Origin of the sequence: Christiangramia aquimixticola (assembly GCF_048285835.1) — a bacterium.
GTDB classification, from domain to species: domain Bacteria; phylum Bacteroidota; class Bacteroidia; order Flavobacteriales; family Flavobacteriaceae; genus Christiangramia; species Christiangramia aquimixticola.
Genome location: NZ_JBLVTL010000003.1, coordinates 200,811 through 201,047 on the forward strand (window position 1 = coordinate 200,811; position 237 = coordinate 201,047).

A 237-nucleotide genomic window follows, 5' to 3' on the forward strand; every position below is an offset into this window, starting at 1 on the left:
TTTAAAGATCAAATGACGGTGATCTGAAAATTATTTCTTTTTACTTACTGTAAACCTGAAATACTTAGTCTATTACTTCAACGTTAACAGCGTTAAGACCTTTTTTGCCTTGCTCTGTTTCGAATTGTACTCTATCATCTTCACGAATTTCATCGATAAGACCACTTGAGTGTACGAAGATGTCTTCGTTTGAATCGTCAGCTTTAATAAATCCAAATCCTTTTGTGGAGTTAAAAA

Annotated in this window: 1 protein-coding gene; it reads right to left on the reverse strand. The window is 32.9% G+C overall.

Going from position 1 to position 237, the window contains the following annotated elements:
- Positions 1–64 precede the first annotated feature (64 nt).
- A partial coding sequence (locus tag ACNKXV_RS07830) for a cold-shock protein (protein WP_417907424.1) occupies positions 65–237 on the reverse strand: 173 nt, incomplete at its 5' end.